Here is a 17621-nt window from a genome sequence, read left to right as displayed (position 1 = left end):
CTGCGGTGCCCCCGCCCGGGTAACGCGCCGCAGGCGCAGGGCGAGCGCCGGCCCGTCCCGCGGGCTGGCGCTCTGGTGAAGCCTGGCCCGGCCGGTGAGCGGGGAGGTGGATTGCGCCATAAAGCGCGCCGTCCAACTCGCAGGAGCGCCAACCCCCGGGCCGACGCTCGCCCTGCGCGGCGGGGTCAGCGCTTGATGTGGCCGGGCAAGGTGGGTTGCAAACCCACCCTACGCCTGGGCGATGCCGACCGTCTGAGCGGGCAGGGCGGGGACCCGCCCTACCCCCTTACGCCACCTCGGTGAACACCTTGTCGAGCGCCGCCTCGAGCTTGTCGAACATCTCGGCAAGCTGCGCATCCGTCAGGATGAACGGCGGTGCGAGGACGATGCTCTGGCCGAGCGGCCGGCAGATCAGCCCCTGATCCGTGCAGGCATTGGCGATCCGCTCCGAGACGGAGAGATTGCCCGGGAAGGGCGTCTTCGTCGCCTTGTCCTGCACCGCCTCAAGCGCGCCCATGAGGCCGCGGCCCCGCCATTCGCCGATATTCTTCTTCTCCGCCAGCCGCGCCATGCCGGCCTCGAACTGCGGGATGAGCCGGGCGATGTTGCCCTTGATCTCGTCGCTCATGACCAGCTCGATCGCCTTCAGCGCGATGGCGCAGCCGACCGGGTGGCCAGAGGCGGTGAAGCCGTGCGGGAATTCCTCGATCGCCTCGGAGGCGCGTGTCAGCCGCTCGGAGAGCTCCGGCCCGAGGATCACGGCGCCCATCGGGAAGAGCCCGGCGGTGAGCACCTTGGAGGAGATGATGGCATCCGGCATGAAGCCGTAGCTCTGGCAGCCCCAGTCGCTGCCCGTCCGCCCGAAGCCGCAGATCACCTCGTCGGAGACAAGCGGAATCCCATGCTTCTGCAGGATCGGCTGGATGGTCTGGAAATAGCCCTCCGACGGCGGGATGACCCCGCCCGCGCCCATGACCGGCTCCGCCACGAAGCCGGCGATCGTGTCGGCGCCCTCGCGCTCGATCATCTCCTCCAGCTCGGCCCCCATGCGGGCCGTGAACTCCGCCTCGCTCTCGCCGTCGCGGCCCTCGCGCCAGTAATGCGGGCAGGTGAGGTGCAAGAACCCGTCCAGCGGCAGGCCGAAGACGGAATTGTAGGGCTTCCCGGTCATCGAGGCCGAAACCGCCGTCACGCCATGATAGGCGTTCTTGCGCGTGATGATCTTCCGCCGCTGCGGCTGGCCCTCGGCCGCCCAGAGGAACCAGAGCATCTTGACGAGCGTGTCGTTCGCCTCGGAGCCGGAGTTGGTGTAGAACACCTTGCCGTCGGAGAAGGGCGAGACCTCGATCAGCTTCTCGCTCAGCATCACCGCCTGATCCGACATCCGCCCGAAGAAGGCGTGATAGCCCGGCAGCGTGTCGTATTGCGCCTTGGCGGCGGCGGCGATCTCCTTGTTGTCGAAGCCGAGCACCATGTTCCAGAGGCCCGAATTGGCATCCAGATAATCCCGCCCATGCACATCGGTGATGTAGGGGCCGTGACCGGAGACGACGATGGTGGCGCCCCGATCCGCGATCGTCGGCAAGTCGGTGAAGCCGTAGAAGGAATGGGCGTCGGCGCGCGACTCCCAGCTGTTCGGATTGCTCTCTCGCATGGCTCTCACCTTTGATGGGTCGTGTTACGCGCGATGCTAGTCCCGCGCCGCCGGGGGTTCAATCAGGGCGTCGCGCGCCCCGGCAGTCCCGGCATGGACGGGCCGGCGCCCGGCCGCTACCCTTTCGCCGCGGGGCAGCGGGGAACGGTCATGACGGCATCGGAAGGGCGGATCAGCCTTTGGGGCATCGAGGTCTTCGTGGCGACGGCGGAGGAGGAATCGCTCTCCGCCGCCGCGCGCCGGCTCGACGCCTCTCCCGCCACCGTCTCGCAGCAGCTCACCAATCTCGAGGCCGCCATCGGCGTGCGCCTCCTCGACCGGGCGGCCCGGCCGGTGCGGCTGACGCCGGCGGGAGAGATCTTCCTCCGCCGCGCCAATGCCATCCTCAACGAGGCCGACCAGGCGCGGGCCGAGCTCGGCCTCCGCCAGCTCGCCTCGCTGACCCGCTTCCGGCTGGGCATGATCGAGGATTTCGACGCGGAGGTGACGCCGCGCCTCCTCGCCTCGATGGGCGAGGAGCTGGAGCGTTGCCAGTTCCTGCTCGAGACTGGCCCGTCGCACCGGCTCTACGACCTCCTAGATGCGCGGGCGCTCGACGTGATCGTGGCGGCCGACATCGGGGTCGGCGGCGAGGGGATGGAGCGGCATCCGCTCTTCGAGGAGCCCTTCGTGCTCGCGGTGCCGAAGGGCTTCGGTGAGGCCGAACCGCGCGCGCTCCGCCGCCTGCCGATGATCCGCTACACGACGCGCCACCACATGGGCCGCACCATCGCCGCGCATCTGGCGCGGGAGGGGGTGGTGCTGCCCTATCGCTTCGAGATGGACAGCTACCACGCTGTGATGGCCATGGTGGCGGCCGGCACCGGCTGGACGGTGCTGACCCCGATGGGCTGGCTGGCGGCGGAGCGCGTCCACGCTTCGGTGGAGCTGCGCCCGATGCCCTTCGCGCCGCTCTCGCGCTCGATCTCGCTGATCTCCCGCGAGGGGGTGCTGGGAGACATGACGGCCGACATGGCCGCGCGGCTCCGTCCGCTCCTGACGGAGTTCATCGTGGCCCCGGTGGTGGCGGAACATCCGTGGCTCGAGGGAAGGCTGAAGGTGCTGGGGCGGGAGTGAGGCGTGGCGGGCTGACCGCGCTGCCCCGTAAGGTAGGTTTTCAACCCACTGTCAGCGCAACGGTCGTGCGGCGCCCCCGCCCGGTACGCGCCGGCACGGCGCAGGGCGAGCGCCGGCCCGTCCCGCGGGCTGGCGCTCCGAGAGGGCGCGCATCGCTATAAGGTTGGAGGGGCGCGGCACCATAAAGCGCTCCGTCTCACCGTCGGAGCGCCACCCCCCGGGCCGGCCCTCGCCCCGCGCGGCGAGGTTGCGCGAGGGTGCGGGGGAAGGTGGGTTACAAACCCACCCTACGGATATCCGGGCGCGGAGCGAGTAAATGCGGAGAGCAGGGCTCGACCCAGCCGCGCCCGTCTTTGCTCCCAGAAAATCCTCGGGGGGGTCCGGGGGGCCGACAGCCCCCCGGCCGCTCGACCGGGTGCCCGGTCAGGTCCCGTAGGCGAGCCGCTCGGCCATGACCTCGTCCACCGCCTCGATGACCGCCGCCGCGATGGCGCGGCAATCGGCTTCAGTCAGGCGGGCGGGCAGGCGCATGTCGCAGGCGTTCATCAGCATGGCGCGGGTCTGGGGCAGTTCGCCGGGCGCCTCGGGGAGGAACTGCCAGTTCCAGAAGGCGCGGGCATTGTCCGTCGAGAGGCCGAAGATCTGGATCGCCACGTTCCGCCGCATGGCGGCCTCGGCAAAGGCCTCCGCCTGCGCGCGGTCCATGCTCACCATGTTGAACTGGATCGAATCCGGCGCGCGCTTCTCGTTCGCCAGCTTCTCGGGCACCTGCAGCCAGGGCGAGACGTTCAGCAGCTCCGCCACCAGGTCGTGGTTCCGCCGCCCGTCGCGCACCCGGCGCGGCAGCTCGGGAAGCTGGGCGCGGATCAGCGTGGCGGAGAGGTTGTTCAGCCGCAGGTTGTAGAGCGGCAGCTTGTTCTGCCAGCGGGCGAGCGCGGCATCGAGCGCCTCGTCGCGGTCGTGCTTCTTCCAGGAATGCTCGTAGGCGCCGGACATGATGACGGCGCGGGCGATGATCTCGGGATCGTCCGTCACCATCACGCCGCCCTCACCGGCATTGAGCAGCTTGTAGCTCTGGAACGAGAAGCAGCCGATCTTGCCGATGGTGCCGATGTTCCGCCCGGCCCATTTGGTGCCGAGCGAATGGGCGGCATCCTCGATCACCGGCACGCCGGCGCTCTCGCATTGCGACATGATCGCGTCCATGTCGGAGGTATGGCCGCGCATGTGGCTGATGATGACCGCATCGGCGCCCGGCAACTTCCGGGCGAAATCCTTCATGTCGATCCGGTAGTTGTCTGCACATTCGACCAGCACCGGCACCATGCCGGCATGGATGATGGAGGAGGGGACGGCCGCGAAGGTGAAGGCGGGGATCAGCACCCGCGCGCCCTTCGGCAGCTGCAGCGCCTCGAGCGAGAGGAACAGCGCGGCGGAGCAGGAGGAGACGGCGAGCGCGTAGCGGCTGCCGAGCATCTCGGCGAATTCCCGCTCCAGAAGAGTGACGGGCGAGTCCGCCTTGGCCGTGTAGCGGAAGAGGTCGCCCGAGGCGAGGATCCGCTCGATCTCTTCCCGCGCGGCGGCGGGGATGGCCTCGGCACTGTAGACGTCGATGGTCTGGGTGATCTGCTCGCTCGAGTCTGTCATTTTGGATTTCCCGAAGATCTCTTTCGGAAAGTCTAACATGGCGCGTGTGACAGTGCAAAGACAGCTTCCGCCGCGCTGCGGCGGCGGGCGGTCACGACCGGGTCAGAAGATCGCCCTCAGAAGCAGAGCCCAGACGCCCGCCCCGAGCCCCGCCATCGGCAGGATCCACCAGCCGGGTGGCGCCAATCGGTCCCCGGGGGTCCGGGGCCTGGTATCAGCATGGCGGAGGCGGCGGGCGGGGTGCATGGCGCCCGGATAGGGCGCCACGCTTAAGGAAGGCTGAAGGTCAGAGCCCGAGCCGGTCGCGCATCGCGTACCAGCTCATCGCCAGCGTCATCAAAGGCGCGCGCAAGGCCGCGCCGCCGGGGAAGCGCTGGACGGGCAGCTCCGACATCACGTCGAAGCGCTCCGCCTGGCCGGCCACCGCCTCGGCCATCAGCCGCCCGGCCATGCCCGAGAGCGCCACGCCGTGGCCCGAGAAGCCGGCGGCGGAAAGCGTGGTCGGCCCCAGCCGCGCCAGATGCGGCAGGCGGGTCATGGTGATGCCGAGCGTGCCGCCCCAGACATGGCTGATCCCGACGCCCTCGAGCTGCGGGAAGAGCCGCGTCATCCGCGCCACGAGGGGCCCCCTGATATCATCGGGAAAGCCGAGCCCGTAGCTCTCGCGCCCGCCGAAGAGGAAGCGCCCGTCAGCTGTGAACCGGTAGTAGTTCACCACGAACTTGCTGTCGGCGACGGCGATATCCTCGGCGAGCACGCTTCGCGGGTCGTCCAGCGGCTCCGTCGCCGCGATGAAGGAATTGATCGGCATGACCCGGGCCGACATATGCGGCTCGATCACCGGCAGGTAGCCGTTGCCGGCGAGGATCAGGTGCTTCGCCCGGAGCACGCCCTGCGCCGTCGTCAGCGAGGGCCGGGGGCCGGTGTCCACCGCCGTCACTTCCGAGCGCTCGTGGATCACGGCGCCCGCTGCCTCCGCCGCGCGGGCGAGGGCGAGCGCGTAATTGAGCGGATGGATATGGGCGGCGCCCCGGTCGAGGAGCCCGCCCTTGTAGAGCGGCGACTTCACCAGCTCGGCGAAGCGCGCGGCGTCCATCGGCTCGGCGTCGGCATAGCCGTATGTTTTGGCGAGATACTCCGCCTCGGCGTGATCCTCTGCCGCCTCGGCCTCTGAATAGGCGCCATGGGCGACGCCGGCCTTCCAGTCGGCTTCGACCGCATGGGTCTCGCAGAAGGCGCGGAGCTGCGCCTTGGCGTCCTCCGCCACCTGCCAGACGGCGCGGGCCTTCTCTTCGCCCATGCGGGCGGCGATCCAGCGCATCGGCTTGTTGTAGCCCGAGCCGACCTGCCCGCCGTTCCGCCCCGAGGCTCCCCAGCCGACGCGATGCGCCTCGAGAAGCGTGACCTTGAAGCCTTTTTCCGCCAGCACCTTGGCGGCCCAGAGCCCGGTGAAGCCGGCGCCCAGGATGGCGACATCCGCCTCCGCATCGCCGGCGAGGGCAGGGCGGTCTGGCCCGGGCGCCGCCGTCGCGGCATACCAGGAGGGCGGATAGGTGGCGGGGCGGTCGTTGCGGTGGAGCGGGTTCATGGGGGCGATCCTCTCCCGGCCTTGCGGGAAAGGGAAGAGGGCTGAAGGCGCCCGCGGCCCCGAAATCCTCCCGCCGAAGCCTTTTTGGGCGAAGGGGCGGGCGCCGCGCCATTTGACCGGGGCCCGCGCGGCGGCTAGAGGGCCGGGGCCTTGTCAGGAGCCCCCGATGACCCCCGGTGCCCGCCTCTCTGCCGCCATGGAGATCCTCGACGACATCCTCGCCGGCGAGCCCGCCGAGCGGTGCCTCACCCGCTGGGCCCGAGGCGCACGCTATGCCGGCTCGGGCGACCGCGCCGCCGTGCGCGATCACGTCTATGAGGCGCTGCGGTGCCGCCGCTCCGCCGCCTGGGTCGGCGGGGCCGAGACGGGCAGGGCGCTGGTGCTCGGGCTCCTGCGGCTCGAGGGCCGCGAGGTGGCGCCGCTCTTCACCGGCGAGCGGCACGACCCGGCGCCGCTCGGCGAGGGGGAGGGCGGCCAGGATCTCGCCGGTGCCCCCGCGCCCGTCCGCGCCGATTGCCCCGACTGGCTTTGGGAGCGGCTCGGGCCCGAGGCCGGCCAGCTCATGAGCGCCCAGCGCGGCCGGGCGCCGGTGTTCCTCAGGGCCAACCTCCTCAAGGCAGGGCGGGAGGACGCCGCCCGCGCCCTCGCCGCCGAGGGCGTCGCCACCGAGCCGCATCCCGACGTCGCCACCGCGCTCCGCGTCACGGAAGGCGCGCGGAAGATCGCCGGATCCGCCGCCTATCGGGAGGGTCTGGTCGAGCTGCAGGATGCCGCCTCGCAGGCCGCCGTCCTTCGCCTGCCGCTCGCGGCCGGGGCGCAGGTGCTCGACTATTGCGCGGGCGGTGGCGGTAAGAGCCTCGCCATGGGGGCCCTGGCGCCGGTGCGCCTCACCGCCCATGATGCCGACTCGCCGCGCATGGCGGATCTGCCGGCCCGCGCGGCCCGGGCGGGGCTCTCCGTGACCATTGCCGAGCGCGCCCGGCTCGGCAGCTATGACCTCGTGCTGGTCGATGCGCCCTGTTCGGGCTCCGGCACCTGGCGGCGGACGCCGGAGGCGAAGTGGCGCCTCTCCCCCGAGCGCCTCGCCGAGCTGACGGGGCTCCAGTCGCAGATCCTGCAGGAGGCAGCCGCCCATGTGGCGCCCGGCGGCACGCTTGCCTACGCGACCTGCTCCATCCTCAAGGAGGAGAACGCCGACCGCATCGCCGCCTTCACCGCCGCCAATTCCGGCTGGCAGTTCGCGCCCGCCTGGTCCCGCGCACCGGACGACGGCGGAGACGGCTTCTTCTTGGCGCTCCTCACCCGCGCGGGCTGATCGGCCCCGGCTCCCCCGGGCCGGCGCATTGGCGCCATAGAGGAGCCATCATCCCTTGTTGTAAACGTGCCATTAACCATTTTCCTGTGGGAAGGTGCGTAGCGAGTGAACGACAGCAAGGTCATCGACGTGCGGCAGAGCGAACAGATCGCGGCGCAGCCCGGCAGGGACCCCGCCTCCGGGCGGGGCACGCTGCAGGCGAACCGCGGTGTGCTGCTTCTCTGCCTCGCCGCCGCGGCCATCGCCGCGGCCTGGACGGTGCTGCCGCAACCGATCTCCACCTGGGCGACCTTCGCCGCCGGCGCGCTCTTCGCCGCCGCTCTGCTTGTCGCCGCCGGGGCGCTTCTGCGCCGCCGTGGCCTCGCGCGCGTCGTCACGACGCTGGGGGAGGCCTTCGAGGGCGACGAGACGGCGATGATGATCTCCGACCGCGAGGGGCGCATTCTCACCGCCAACCTGCAGGCCCGGGCCCGCCACCGCGGCGCCGAGCCGCCGGCCAGGCTGGGCGATGTCTTCGACGAACTCCTCGCCTCCTCCGGCGAGATGCTCGCCCAGATGCAGGAACGGGCGGAGGCGCTCGGCGGCGCGCGCGAAGAGGTCGTGACCCGCCGCGATCACCTCAAGGTCACCGTCAGCCGCATCGCCTCTGGCGCTTTTCTCTGGCGGCTCGAGGATGTCTCCGGCAGCCCGGGCGGCCGCGCGGCGGAGGCGGTGTCGCTGCCGATGATCACCGCCGCCGCCTCCGGCACGATCCTCTTCATGAACGAGCCGGCCCGCAAGCTCGCCGGCGGCCGCGTCCGCAGCCTGTCCCGCCTCTTCGAGGAGCTGCCGCTGCAATCCGGCCGCCTGCATACGGTGCGCGCCGCCGAGGGGCCGGTTTCCTGCCTCGTCGCCGAGGTGAAGGGCTTGGCCGGCCGGACGGAGATCTACCTGCTGCCCGCCGGCGCCGCCGACCCCGAACGGCGCGGCGTCGGATGGGATGCGATCGAGGATCTGCCCGTGCCGCTCCTCAAGGTGTCGCGCGCGGGCCAGGTGCTCGCCTCCACCCGCGAGGCGCGCGAGCTTCTGCCAACGCCCGTCGGCCCCCGCACGCTCTTCAGCGACCTCGTGGAGGGCCTCGGCCGCCCCGTGATCGACTGGGTGGAGGAGGTGTTCGAGGGCCGCGGCCCCCAAGGGCCGCAGTTCCTGAAAAGCGTCGGCGGCGGCGACGAGCGTTTCCTGCAGATATGGCTCAACCTCGCCGGGGCGGGGGAGGATCCGCATGTCGTCGTCGTCCTCTCCGACGTCACCGAACTGGAATCGCTCAAGGAGCAATTCAACCAGAGCCAGAAGATGCAGGCCGTCGGCCAGCTCGCCGGCGGCGTCGCGCATGATTTCAACAACCTGCTGACCGCGATCTCGGGCCATTGCGACCTCCTCCTCCTCAAGCATGACGAGGGGGATGCCGATTACGCCGATCTCATCCAGATCCACCAGAACGCCAACCGCGCCGCGGCGCTGGTAAGCCAGCTCCTCGCCTTCTCGCGCAAGCAGAACCTCATGCCGGAGGTGATCGACCTCCGCGACACGCTCTCCGACCTCGGCCATCTCCTCGGCCGGCTGGTGGGCGAGAAGGTGACACTGACCCTCAACCACGACCCCGACCTCCGCCCCATCCGCGCCGATCGCCGGCAGCTCGAACAAGTGCTGGTGAACCTCGTCGTCAATGCGCGCGACGCGATGCCCGACGGCGGCGAGATCCGGCTCGAGACGGAGAACCGTACCCTGCGCCAGCCGCTTGTCCGCGACCGCGCGACGGTGGTGGCGGGCGACTGGGTGGTGATCCGGGTGACGGACGAGGGCATGGGCATCCCGCCCGAGAAAAGCGCCAAGATATTCGAACCCTTCTTCACCACCAAGCGCCCGGGCGAGGGCACCGGGCTCGGCCTTTCCACCGCCTATGGCATCGTCAAGCAGACCGGCGGCTTCATCTTCGTCGATTCAGAGCCGGGGGAGGGCGCCACCTTCTCGATCTGGCTGCCGGCCCATCGCGGCAAGGCGCCCGCCGCCGTGCCCCGCCCGCCGAAGCGCCTGGCGCTGCCGGACGAGAGCGAACATGGCGTCGTGCTTTTGGTGGAGGACGAGGCGCCGGTCCGCGCCTTCGCCTCCCGCGCGCTCAGGATGCGCGGCTACACGGTGCTGGAGGCCGACAGCGCCGAGGCGGCGCTTGACCTGCTCGACGATCCCGACCTCTCGGTCGATATCTTCGTCACGGATGTCATCATGCCCGGCAAGGACGGCCCGACCTGGGTGCGCGAGGCGCTGCGGGCCCGGCCCGACACGCGGGTCGTCTTCGTCTCGGGCTATGCGGAGGACAGCTTCGCCGAGCACAAGGCGCTCATTCCGAATTCGGTCTTCCTCGCCAAGCCCTTCTCGCTCGCCGATCTCACCGACAAGGTGCAGCAGCAGCTCCAGTAGAGCCACGGCCCGGCCCTCCGAGGCGGGCCCGCAAGGGCCCGATGAGGGGGCGGGCGAGGCTCAGGTCGCGGTCAGATGCACCAGATGCGCGGCGCAGCCCGTCAGAGCAGCGTAATCGTCCTCGACCACGGCCACGCCGAAATTGCTCATGAAGCCGGCGAAGCGCCCCTTGTCGCGGAAGGCCTCGCCGAAGTCGAAGCGCGCGAGATAGGGCGCCACCGCCCGCGCCATGCCGCCGACGAAATAGACGCCGCCGAAGGGCAGCTGCACCAGCGCCAGGTTGCCGGCGACATTGCCGAGCATCCGCACGAAGACGGCCACCGCCTCCGCCGCGCGGGGGTCGCTGCCGTCCTCGAGCCCGGCGATGATCGCATGGCCCTTCTTCTCGGCCGGCTCGCCCGCCACCTCGCCGAGCCAGGCGTAGACCCGCTCGATCCCGCGGCCCGACAGCACGTCCTCGACGGCGGGAAATCCATGCGCCGTGCCCACATAGCGGGCGAGGCTCATGTCCTCCTCGCTCTGCACCGGCAAGTTGATATGCCCGCTTTCCGACGGCGGTACGACCCGGCCCGCCGCCGCCTCCAGCACCAGCGCCGCGTTGAAGCCCGTGCCGACGCCGATGACGAGCTTCGCCGCCTGCGGGCTCGCCTCGGGGAAGGGAAGGATCTGGCGGAGGTTCTCCTCCGCCAGATGGCCGATGGCATGGCCCTGCGCCTGCAGATCGTTGAGGATCGAGGTCACCTCGGCCTTCGTGGCCCGCGCCAGCACCGCCTTGTCGATCGACCAGTCGAGATTGGTCATCGTTGCCCGACCGTCGCGCACCGGGCCGGCCACGGCCACGCAGGCGGCGCGGGTATCCACGCCGTCTTCGTCTTCAACATATTGGCGCAGCACGCTTTCCAGCCCCGGGAACTGCGCGTTCTCGTAGCGGCGCACGGTGTCGCCGAGGATCCGCCGCCCATCGGCGAGGGCGACGCGGGTGTTGGTGCCGCCGATATCTGCGACCAGCGAATAGCGGTTCGGGGGATGTTTGGGCATGGGCGTCCTTCAGCGGGCCAGAGCGGCCTTGAGGGCGTGATAGCTCGCTTTCGGCGTGCGGACCATGGTGTCGAAATCGACATGCACCATGCCGAAGCGCTTCTCGTAGCCCTTTGCCCATTCGTAATTGTCGAGGAGCGACCAGTAGAAGAAGCCCTTCACATTCGCCCCGGCCTCGATGGCGCGGAGCGCCGCCTGGTAATGCCCGTCGATATAGCCGATCCGCTCGGGGTCGTAGACGGCGCCGTTCTCGACCTTGTCGTCCCAGGCCATGCCGTTCTCGGTCACATAGATCGGCGTATCGCCGACCTGCGCATGGGCGAGCCAGGTGAGGAAATATTCCAGCCCCTCGGGGAAGATCTCCCAGCCCATCTGGGTGACGGGCAGGCTCGCGGGCACGTCGCTGATGCCGCCCGGCCCGTCCGGGTCGGCCTTGAAGACGTGACGGGTGTAGTAATTCACCCCCAGCCAGTCGAGCGGCGCCTTGATGGTGCTGGCCAGATCCTCCTCATAGCCCTTCGGCATATGGGGCCCGAGAAGGCCCAAAGTCTCCTCGGGATAGGCGCCCTTGGTGATCGCCTCGATGAACCAGCGGTTAAAGGTCGCATCCTGCAGGGCGGCGGCCGCGACATCGGCGGGATCGTCGGAGGCGGGCAGGGCGCGGTCGAAGTTGAGGACGATGCCGAGGTTCTTGTGGCCGAGCCCGCGCAGCCGCTCGGTGGCGAGCCCATGCGCCAGCATGACGTGATGCATCGCCCGTGCCGTCGCGCGGATGTCGCGCAGGCCGGGGGCATGTTCGCCGAGGAAATGGCTGAGGAAGGCGATGCACCAAGGCTCGTTCAGCGTCGCGGTGGCCGCGACGCGGTCGCCGATCCGGCCCATGACGATCTCGGAGAATTCGGCGAAGCGCTCCGGGATCTCGCGGTTCGCCCAGCCGCCGATATCGGCGAGGGGGGACGGCAGCTCCCAGTGATAGAGCGTGAGATAGGGCTTGAGGTCGCGCGCCAGCATCGCGTCGACCAGCCGGTCGTAGAAGTCGAGCCCCTCGGGGTTGGGCGCACCCTTGCCCTCGGGCTGGACCCGCGCCCAGGAGGTCGAGAAGCGGTAGGCGTCGAAGCCGCCGGCCTTCAGGAGGTCGAAATCCTCCTCGTAGCGGTGGAAATGGTCGCAGGCGAGCGCGCCGTCATCCATGTTGACCACGTTGCCCGGCGTCGCCGCGAACGTGTCCCAATGCGAGGAGCCGGCGCCCCCGAATTTGGCGCCCTCGATCTGATAGGCCGCGGTCGCGGCGCCGAAGAGGAACCCTTCGGGGAAATCGCTGCGCTTGAAGGAAAGATCGCTCATGCCTGCTAGACTCCGTTCGGGGCCGGGCCGGTTGATCCGCCGACCATCAATTCTGCTTCCATAAGTTCGGTGCCCGGAGGCGCGCCGGGGCTTTCTATCCTGTCGAGCAGCAGCTCCGCCAGCCTCCGCCCCGCCTGGCGGACGGAGGAGCGGGTGGCCGTGAAGATCGGCCGCCCGCGGCCGCCGCGCCGGCCGTTCGGGAAGTAGCTGAGCGCGTCGTCATGGGTGATGACGGAGATGTCGCGCCCCATCTTCAGCCCCGCATCCTCGATCGCGCGGCGCACGCCCATGGCGGCGATGATGGACGAAACGAGGAAGGCCGTCGGCGGCGCGTCGGCCAGCATCATCTCGGTCGCCGAGTCGTGGCCGAAATCCTCCGTCATCTCGTCGGCGCGCATGAGGCCGGGATCCGCCGCGAGGCCACGGGCCGCGAAGGCCGCCTCGAAGCCGCCCCGGCGGCGTTGGGCGAAATCCATGAACTCGAGGCCGTTGATCAGCGCGATCCGCCGGTGGCCGAGGTCGAGGAGGAACTCCGTCGCCCGGCGGAAGGCATTCTCGTTGTCGATGTCGAGCCAGCAATAGGGCGCGTCATAGCTCGTCGAGCGGCCGTGCACGGCATAGGTCAGCCCGATCTCGTCGAGAAGCGCCATGCGACGGTCGACGCTGCGGGGGCCGTGCAGCACGACGCCGTCGACCGTGCCGCGGGATTTCAGGGCGCGATAGATGCGCGGCTCGTCGCCATCCTCGACGACGGAGAGGATCATGTCGTAGCCCGCCTTGGCATAGGTCTCGCCCGCGCCGGCGATGAAATCGGCAAAGATCGGGTTCACCATCTCATGCTTCGTCGCCATCGGGATGACATGGCCGATGGCCATGGCGCGGCCCGTCGCCAGCCCCTTGGCGCGGGTGTTCGGCCGGTAGTTGTGCTGCTTTGCGGCAAGGACAACCCGGCGGCGCGTCTCTTCCGACACCTCGGGATAGCCGTTCAGAGCACGACTCACCGTGGTCTGCGACAATCCGAGATTCTGTGCCAGTTCCTTGAGATTCACGTCCGTCCGCTTTCCAAAGCGCTTGCAGGGGCGGGGTGACCGTAGCCGCCGCGCGACGGGGCGTCAAAACCAATGCCATCATTTTTCACGGACCGAAATTATGCTGCAATTGCAAAGGCCCTTGATATGCGTGCGCAGAATTTCGCCAGGCGGAGCGCTCATTGACAGCTCACGAGAATCCCTTCAGGGTGACGCTGTCCAAAGCGCTTTGACGTGATCAGGGTGCTTTTTGACGTCTCAAACCAAATGTGCCCGGGTCCGACCCGGCACGATGGGAGGTATATCATGAACAAGATGCTGTGCGCCTCTGCGGCGGCACTGGCCCTTGCTGCCGGCTCCGCTTCGGCTCAGGACCTGATGTTCGAGCCGGGCTCGGGCGATTTCAACTGGCAATCCTATGACGATTTCGCCGCGGGCACCGATCTCGCCGGCGAGCAGGTGACCGTCTTCGGCCCCTGGCTCGGCCCCGACCAGGAGGCCATCGAGGCCGTCCTGGCCTATTTCGCCGACGCGACGGGCGCCGATGTGCGCTACACCGGCTCCGACAGCTTCGAGCAGCAGATCGTCATCGACGCCGAGGCCGGCTCGGCCCCGAACGTCGCGGTCTTCCCGCAGCCCGGCCTCGCGGCCGATCTCGCGGCCCGCGGCTTCCTCGTGCCGCTCGCCGACGGCGCGGCCGACTGGATGGCCGAGAACTACGCTGCCGGCCAGTCCTGGGTCGATCTCGGCACCTATGCCGACCCCGATGGCAACGAGCATTTCTACGCGTTCCCCTACAAGGCCGACGTGAAATCGCTCGTCTGGTACGTCCCCGAGAACTTCGAGGATGCCGGCTACGAGGTCCCCGAGACGATGGAAGACCTCAAGGCGCTGACCGAGCAGATCGTCGCCGACGGCGAGACGCCCTGGTGCGTCGGCCTCGGCTCCGGCGGGGCGACCGGCTGGCCGGCGACCGACTGGGTCGAAGACCTGATGCTGCGCACGCAGACGCCGGATGTCTATGACGGCTGGGTCACCAACGAGATCCCGTTCAACGACGAGCGCGTCGTCGCGGCGATCGAGGAATTCGGGTACTTCATCCAGGACGAGCATGTCGCCGGCGGCATGGGCACCGTTGCCTCGACCGACTTCCGCGACAGCCCGCAGGGCCTCTTCTCTGCCCCGCCGCAATGCTACCTGCACCACCAGGCGAGCTTCATCCCGGCCTTCTTCCCGGAAGGCACCGAAGTGGGCGTCGATGCCGATTTCTTCTACTTCCCCGCCTATGCGGAGAAGGATCTCGGCTCTCCGGTGCTCGGCGCCGGCACGCTCTTCGCGATCACGCAGGACAGCCCCGGCGCCCAGGCGCTGATCGAGTTCCTGGAAACGCCGATCGCGCACGAGATCTGGATGGCGATCCCCGGCCAGGGCTTCCTGACGCCGCTGACCACCGCCAATCTCGACACCTATTCGGATGACACGAAGCGGGCCCTGGGTGAGATCCTCACCTCGGCGACGACCTTCCGCTTCGACGCCTCCGACCTGATGCCCGGCGGCATCGGCGCCGGCGCCTTCTGGACCGGCATGGTCGACTTCGCCGGCGGCCAGGATGCCCAATCCGTCGCCGACGAGATCCAGGCGGCCTGGGACGCGCTGAAGTAAGCGCGGCTGATACGACAAGGGGCGGCCCATGACGGGCCGCCCCATCGCCCCGGGGGCGACCCCGGACGGCGAGGTCCAATGAGGGAGGGGGGCCATGAACCCGGCATTGCAGGGCTTGCTGACGATCGTCATCGGCGTCGGCGGATGTATCGGCTACTTCTACTTTTCGAACCTCGTTCTCGACCGGGTGATCTTCCCGGCGAAGGGCCAGAACGCGGGGCGAAACATCAATCGCGCCAATATGGTGCGCCCCTGGCTCTTCCTCTTTCCCGCCATTTTCGCGCTCGGCCTCTACCTCGCCTATCCTGTGCTGGAGACGCTGCGCCTGTCGCTGACCGACCGCATCCCGGGCGGCGGGCTGCGCTGGGTCGGGCTCGACAACTACATCCAGATGGCCTCAGAATCGAAATTCTGGGAGGCCATGCGCAACAACATGATGTGGCTCGTGGTGGTGCCGGCCGCGGCCACCGCCTGCGGGCTTCTCGCCGCGCAGCTCACCGACCGGATCGGCTGGGGCAGCATCGCCAAGAGCCTCGTCTTCATGCCGATGGCGATCTCCTTCGTCGGTGCGGCGGTGATCTTCAAGCTCGTCTATGACACGCGCCCCGTCGACCAGCAGCAGATCGGCATCCTCAATGCGCTCTGGCTGCAGTTCGAGGGCGGCATCTGGTCGATCCTGATCCTGAAGATCGTGCCGGCCATTCTCGGGCTTGCCTTCGGCGCCGCCACGGCGCTTGTCGGCTGGCGGCTCGCCGAACCCGTCATCAAGGGCCGCTCCGGCGGGCGGCGCCTGTCGGCCGGGCAGATGATCCTCAGAGCGATCGGGCTGCTCGTGGTGCTCTTTCTTCTGTGGCAATGCATCAGCGGCCTCATCAACCTCGCCACCTTCCGCTACAATTACGGCTCGCCCCAGACCTGGCTGACCGTGCCCTTCTGGAACAACTTCTTCCTCATGGTGGTGCTGATCTGGATCCAGACCGGTTTCGCCATGGTCATCCTCTCCGCCGCGCTCCGCGGCATCCCGGAGGAGACGGTCGAGGCCGCCATCGTCGACGGCGCCAACCCGTTCCAGATCTTCTTCTCGATCAAGGTGCCGCAGATCATGGGGACCATCGTGGTGGTCTGGACGACGATCACGCTCGTCGTCCTCAAGATCTTCGACATCGTCTTCGCCATGACCAACGGTCAGTGGGAGACGCAGGTCCTGGCCAACTACATGTACGACAAGCTGTTCCGCGCCAATGACTGGGGCGTGGGGAGCGCCTCGGCCATGGTCATCATGCTTCTGGTGACGCCGATCCTGGTCTGGAACGTCTACAACGCGCGCAAGGAAATGCGCTGAAGGGGAGGCGAGAGACATGGCAACGGAAACCCTCGATCCGACCGCCGATCCGGCCGCCGAGCGCGTGCTGAAGCCCAAGGCGGTGTCGAACGACGACGGCATGGCCGGCGAGAAGGCGGGCCTGAGCTGGGCGGTGCATATCTCGGTGCTGCTCTTGGTGCTGCTCTGGATCTTCCCGACGGTGGGCCTGCTCGTCTCGTCCTTCCGGACGGCCGACCAGATCGCCACCACCGGCTGGTGGAACGCGCTCTTGCCCTCCGAGCAGAGCCTCACCTACCGCACGGAAGACCCCGACGACGTGCGCATCGACCAGGGCAACGGCGTCTTCGTGGTCGAGGGCAATGTCTTCGCGGAGGGCTCCGAAAGCACGATCAAGGCCTGGGGCGTCTCGTCCCGCGATGTGGCGGCCTATGAGCTCGGCCAGACCGCCGATCTCGGCGACGGCGAGACGCTGACGCTGGTCGAGGGCGGCGACTATACCTGGACGGGCAACGAGGATCAGCTCTCGGGCAATGGTCAGAGGATCTTCGTGACGGCGACGGTGCCGCCGGAGTTCACCTTGCGCAACTACGACACGGTGCTCGGCCGCAACGTCTTGCGAAATCTCGTTGTCTACGCGCTCGCCGGGGCCGTCGTCGGGGCCGTCGCCTTCTATGGCGGCCGCTCCGTGATGCCGGGGCGCGAGAAGCTGCTGGCCTGGGGGCTGGGGCTCGTCGTCTTCTTCGGCGCCATCTGGATATTCGGCCTCTCCGACGGACGGGTGGCCGGGGCGCAGACGACCGATTCCATGGCCAAGGCCTTCTTCAACACGATGACGGTGACCATACCGGCCACGATCATCCCCATCGTCATCGCCGCTTTCGCGGCCTATGCGCTGGCGTGGATGGACTTTCCGGGCCGGGCGCTGCTCATCGCCTTCATCGTCGGCCTGCTTGTCGTGCCGCTGCAGCTCGCGCTGATCCCGCTCCTGCGGCTCCATCTGGAGATCGGCATCGGCAAGGGCTACCTCGGCGTCTGGCTTGCCCATACGGGCTTCGGCCTGCCGCTCGCGGTCTATCTACTCCGCAACTACATGGTCGGCCTGCCGCGCGACATCATCGAGAACGCCAAGGTCGACGGCGCCACGGATTTCCAGATCTTCGTGCGCATCATCCTGCCGCTGTCGTTCCCCGCGCTCGCCAGCTTCGCCATCTTCCAGTTCCTCTGGACCTGGAACGACCTCCTCGTCGCCAAGGTGTTCCTCATCGACGCCACCGGCGAGACCACTGTGATGACCAACCAGATCGTCGAGCTTCTGGGCACCCGCGGCGGCAATTGGGAAATTCTCGCCACGGCAGCTTTCGTCTCTATCGCCGTTCCCCTCGTTGTGTTCTTCGCGATGCAAAAATATCTGGTCCGCGGGCTGCTTGCCGGCTCGGTCAAATAGCGGA

The 17621-nt window shown here is 68.8% G+C and carries 12 protein-coding genes; 6 read left to right on the top strand and 6 right to left on the bottom strand.

The features are described from left to right. Positions 1 to 286: 286 nt before the first annotated feature. Positions 287 to 1654 (bottom strand): aminotransferase, encoded by a 1368-nt coding sequence (locus tag ACAZ03_RS09020; RefSeq protein WP_373352874.1) that lies wholly within the window; start codon positions 1652 to 1654, stop codon positions 287 to 289. A 150-nt stretch (positions 1655 to 1804) separates the two neighbouring features. On the opposite strand from ACAZ03_RS09020, the gene ACAZ03_RS09015 reads away from it, so the two are divergent. Further along, the gene (locus tag ACAZ03_RS09015) at positions 1805 to 2770 is read left to right on the top strand and encodes a LysR family transcriptional regulator (protein WP_373352872.1); all 966 of its coding nucleotides are present in this window, start codon (positions 1805 to 1807) and stop codon (positions 2768 to 2770) included. Positions 2771 to 3193: 423 nt separating this feature from the next. On the opposite strand, the gene ACAZ03_RS09010 is transcribed toward ACAZ03_RS09015, so the two are convergent. Next, the gene (locus ACAZ03_RS09010) at positions 3194 to 4417 is read right to left on the bottom strand and encodes a DegT/DnrJ/EryC1/StrS family aminotransferase (protein WP_373352870.1); all 1224 of its coding nucleotides are present in this window, start codon (positions 4415 to 4417) and stop codon (positions 3194 to 3196) included. 286 nt (positions 4418 to 4703) lie between these two features. Continuing rightward, entirely contained in the window at positions 4704 to 6005 is a 1302-nt protein-coding gene (locus ACAZ03_RS09005; protein ID WP_373352868.1) for an NAD(P)/FAD-dependent oxidoreductase, read from the bottom strand. Positions 6006 to 6171: 166 nt separating this feature from the next. Here ACAZ03_RS09005 and ACAZ03_RS09000 point away from each other — a divergent pair, with 166 nt between their 5' ends. Beyond that, positions 6172 to 7320, top strand: a complete 1149-nt coding sequence (locus ACAZ03_RS09000; RefSeq protein ID WP_373352867.1) for an RsmB/NOP family class I SAM-dependent RNA methyltransferase — start codon at positions 6172 to 6174, stop codon at positions 7318 to 7320. A gap of 105 nt (positions 7321 to 7425) precedes the next feature. Then, a complete protein-coding gene (locus tag ACAZ03_RS08995) occupies positions 7426 to 9777 on the top strand; it encodes an ATP-binding protein (protein WP_373352865.1) in 2352 nt (783 codons plus the stop codon). Between the two features lie 60 nt (positions 9778 to 9837). Here the strand turns inward: ACAZ03_RS08995 and ACAZ03_RS08990 are convergent, their stop codons facing one another. Genes ACAZ03_RS08990 through ACAZ03_RS08980 form a run of 3 tightly spaced genes read right to left on the bottom strand, consistent with a single transcriptional unit; the run spans position 9838 to position 13208 of the window. Further along, positions 9838 to 10815 (bottom strand): glucokinase, encoded by a 978-nt coding sequence (locus ACAZ03_RS08990; RefSeq protein WP_373352863.1) that lies wholly within the window; start codon positions 10813 to 10815, stop codon positions 9838 to 9840. A 9-nt stretch (positions 10816 to 10824) separates the two neighbouring features. Next, the gene (locus ACAZ03_RS08985; protein ID WP_373352861.1) at positions 10825 to 12159 is read right to left on the bottom strand and encodes a GH1 family beta-glucosidase; all 1335 of its coding nucleotides are present in this window, start codon (positions 12157 to 12159) and stop codon (positions 10825 to 10827) included. 5 nt (positions 12160 to 12164) lie between these two features. Continuing rightward, positions 12165 to 13208, bottom strand: coding sequence for a LacI family DNA-binding transcriptional regulator (locus ACAZ03_RS08980; protein WP_373352858.1), 1044 nt, complete (start codon positions 13206 to 13208; stop codon positions 12165 to 12167). Positions 13209 to 13493: 285 nt separating this feature from the next. Here ACAZ03_RS08980 and ACAZ03_RS08975 point away from each other — a divergent pair, with 285 nt between their 5' ends. The 3 genes from ACAZ03_RS08975 (at position 13494) to ACAZ03_RS08965 (ending at position 17617) form a co-directional block, all read left to right on the top strand. Next, a complete protein-coding gene (locus ACAZ03_RS08975; RefSeq protein WP_373352857.1) occupies positions 13494 to 14849 on the top strand; it encodes an ABC transporter substrate-binding protein in 1356 nt (451 codons plus the stop codon). A 94-nt stretch (positions 14850 to 14943) separates the two neighbouring features. Then, on the top strand, positions 14944 to 16191 hold the full coding sequence (locus ACAZ03_RS08970) for a carbohydrate ABC transporter permease (protein ID WP_373352855.1): 1248 nt from the start codon (positions 14944 to 14946) through the stop codon (positions 16189 to 16191). 16 nt (positions 16192 to 16207) lie between these two features. Continuing rightward, entirely contained in the window at positions 16208 to 17617 is a 1410-nt protein-coding gene (locus tag ACAZ03_RS08965) for a carbohydrate ABC transporter permease (RefSeq protein WP_373352853.1), read from the top strand. Positions 17618 to 17621 lie beyond the last annotated feature (4 nt).

It is taken from the genome of Pseudoroseicyclus sp. CXY001 (assembly GCF_041714655.1).
Lineage (GTDB): Bacteria > Pseudomonadota > Alphaproteobacteria > Rhodobacterales > Rhodobacteraceae > Pseudoroseicyclus_A.
This window is presented reverse-complemented; position numbering and strand designations above follow the sequence as displayed.